This is a genomic window from Marinospirillum sp., from assembly GCF_014859565.1.
The window spans coordinates 1-3,136 of the sequence record NZ_JACUUA010000320.1 but is presented as its reverse complement, the minus strand read 5'-3'; the positions used below and the strand labels follow the sequence as shown (position 1 = coordinate 3,136).

The window sequence follows — 3,136 nt, the reverse complement described above, 5'->3', positions numbered from 1 at the left end:
ACTGCCTTTTTACAAATGGCAAGAAACCAGTTTTTCTGGGATGTCAACAAACGTACTGGCCGTTTTATGATGAATGGGATACTGCTTTCTCAGGGCTACCCTGTGATTAATGTTCCAGCAAAGCGTCAGCAGGAGTTTAACACCCTGATGCTGGAGTTTTATGACTCAAACAATATGTCCGCGATGAACCAGTTCCTTCGCAGCTGCCTGAACCCAAAAATCCTCAGGAATTTTCAGAACCCTCTTTAAACCGATCATTGATAAGCACGCTCCCTGTGCTTACAAAAGTTTGATTAAGCCTTCTGTTTTTTCTTCTGCGCTGCTAACAACAAGTCACCCAGGGTGTTGCCCTTTGCGGGTGGCTGTTGCTGGTTATGGCGTTGTGCAGAGCGTGCCTGCCCACCTCCGGCAGTTTTGTTGTCACCTTGGCCGCGATTGTTTGAGTTTTCTCCCGGCTGGTCACTCATCCGGCAGGTTAAAGCGATACGGCGGCGTTCCAGATCCACTTCCAGCACCTTGACCTTGATAATGTCACCGGCTTTGACCACATCACGCGGGTCTTTAATAAAGGTGTCGGAGAGGGCGGAAATATGTACCAGCCCATCCTGATGTACACCAATATCCACAAAGGCACCAAAGTTGGCGACGTTGGTCACTACACCTTCCAGAATCATACCCGGTTTCAGGTCTTTAACATCCTCAACCCCTTCCAGAAACTCAGCGGCCTTGAATTCAGGGCGTGGATCACGTCCGGGTTTATCCAGCTCACGGATAATGTCGGTCACGGTGGGCAAACCAAAACGCTCATCGGTAAATTCAGAGGGCTTCAGGCTTTTCAGGAAGGTCGAGTCACCAATCAGGCTGCTGACATCCCGCTGATGGCTTTTGGCAATTTTTTCCACCACCGGATAGGCTTCCGGGTGAACACCAGAGGCATCCAGCGGGTTTTTACCCTTCATAATTCGAAGAAAACCGGCACACTGCTCATAAGCCTTGGGGCCAAGGCGTTTGACATCCAGCAACTGTTTGCGCTCTTTGAAAGCACCATGCTCATCGCGCCAGGCAACGATGTTTTCTGCCAGAGTGGTGTTCAGCCCGGAGGTGCGAGCCAGCAGAGGAGCAGAAGCCATATTCAGATCAACACCCACGCCGTTTACACAGTCTTCCACCACCGCATCCAGTGAACGTGCCAGCTGCACCTGTGAAACATCGTGCTGATACTGGCCAACACCAATGGATTTGGGTTCAATCTTCACCAACTCCGCCAGCGGATCTTGCAGGCGGCGGGCAATTGAAACAGCACCCCGAATGGTCACATCCAGATCGGGAAATTCCCTTGCGGCAAATTCGGATGCTGAATAGATCGAGGCTCCTGCTTCATTCACCATCACCTTGCTGATTTTCTGGGTATTAGGTGCACTGCTAAACTTCTTAATCAGATCACCGGCCAGCTTGTCGGTTTCACGGCTGGCCGTGCCGTTGCCGATGGCTATCAGCTCAACAGGGTGTTTCCGACACAGGGCAGCCAGTGTCGCCAGGGATTCATCCCAGCGGTGCTGGGGGGCATGAGGATAGATGGTGGCATGATCGACCAGCTTGCCGGTTGCATCCACCACCGCCACCTTGCAGCCAGTACGGATGCCGGGATCCAGTGCCAATGTCGCCTTGGCACCGGCAGGTGCTGACAGCAGTAAATCCTTGAGATTGTGCGCGAATACCTGAATGGCAGCTTCTTCGGCGATTTCCCGCAGTCGGGTCAGCAGTTCGGTTTCCAGGCGGGTATAAAGTTTTACCTTCCAGGTCCAGCGCACCACCTCATTTAACCAGCGATCTGCAGGGCGACCGGCATCCTTGATACCAAAGCGCTCAGCAATCACGGCTTCGGATGGGTGAGATTTCATCTCCTCCTCACCCGGCAACTTGATGCTTAGAGACAAAAAGCCTTCATTACGGCCACGGAACATCGCTAATGCACGGTGAGAAGGAGTGGTTTTTAAGGCTTCATCCTGCTCAAAATAATCGCGGAACTTGGCACCTGCTGTTTCCTGACCGGCAATCACACGGCTGGATAACAAACCATCACTCCAGAGCGAATCCCGTAAACGACCGGAAAGCTCCGGCTCTTCAGAGAAGCGCTCCATCAGGATCTGTTTGGCACCATCCAACACCGCTTTTTCATCAGCAAAACCGGCTTCAGCATTGATGTAAGCGGTCGCTTCACTTTCAGGGGTCAGGGTTGGCGTCTGCAGCAGGGCATCGGCCAGCGGCTCAATACCGGCTTCACGGGCAATCTGTGCTTTGGTGCGGCGTTTGGGTTTATATGGCAGGTAGAGGTCTTCCAGACGCTGCTTGGTATCTGCCAGCTGTAATTGCTGCTTTAACTCATCGGTCAGTTTGCCTTGTTCTTCAACTGAAGAAATCACTGCTGAACGGCGGTCTTCCAGTTCACGCAGGTAACGCAAACGCTCATCCAGGGTGCGCAGCTGGGTATCATCCAACCCACCAGTGGCTTCTTTACGGTAACGAGAGATAAAAGGAACGGTGGAACCTTCATCCAGCAGGGCAACCGTGGCTGCGACCTGAGCTTCACGAACATTCAGTTCCGTGGCAAGACGTTGAGCAATGGAAGGGAGCATGAGAGTCCTTGAGCACAAAAAATCGAACAGGGACTATAACAAAAAGCTGGATGAATGAACAGGTGGGAAGGTTGCCTGCTACTCTTCAGAGAGCTTAAAAGTTCCCCAAAGAAAGAGACCACCAAAAACAATGGCAGTTACAAGAAAAAAAATTTCCGCTATGTTCATAAGTCACCTAGTTCTTTGGTTTTCTCAGAAATTTTCCGCAATATAAAAAACAGCGTGGTCAGTAGAATGCCAGTTAGCAGAATGCCAGAGAAAAATACGGCATCAACAAGATTTTTATCGAAACGATTAACCAGTCCACCTATGAGAACGACAAGCACACCTATGCTGATGCTCATCCAGAGCCGCAGGGTGCTGAGAATCTCTTTTACTTCATCCAGTTTGCTCATAAGTATGAGTATAGACGAGTGGTCAAAAAGGGGAAAGCAAGCTCAGCGAGAAAACTGGCCTTTGGCTTGGCCGTAGGCGTTAACTGCCTTGCGGTTGTGCTGGTT

General features: G+C 51.1%; 2 protein-coding genes and 1 pseudogene. 1 reads left to right on the top strand and 2 read right to left on the bottom strand.

The window, feature by feature from the left end; genetic code table 11:
* Nucleotides 1-249, top strand: a pseudogene (locus IBX50_RS19010) (cell filamentation protein Fic); the annotation flags it as partial.
* 44 nt (nt 250-293) lie between these two features.
* On the opposite strand, the gene IBX50_RS19005 reads toward IBX50_RS19010, so the two are convergent.
* Together IBX50_RS19005 and IBX50_RS19000 are read right to left on the bottom strand one after the other, a co-directional pair.
* Nucleotides 294-2,636 carry a Tex family protein gene (locus IBX50_RS19005; RefSeq protein WP_292257971.1) on the bottom strand — a complete coding sequence of 781 codons (2,343 nt, stop codon included), beginning with the start codon at nt 2,634-2,636 and terminating at the stop codon, nt 294-296.
* A 164-nt stretch (nt 2,637-2,800) separates the two neighbouring features.
* On the bottom strand, nt 2,801-3,031 hold the full coding sequence (locus tag IBX50_RS19000) for a hypothetical protein (protein ID WP_292257970.1): 231 nt from the start codon (nt 3,029-3,031) through the stop codon (nt 2,801-2,803).
* Nucleotides 3,032-3,136 lie beyond the last annotated feature (105 nt).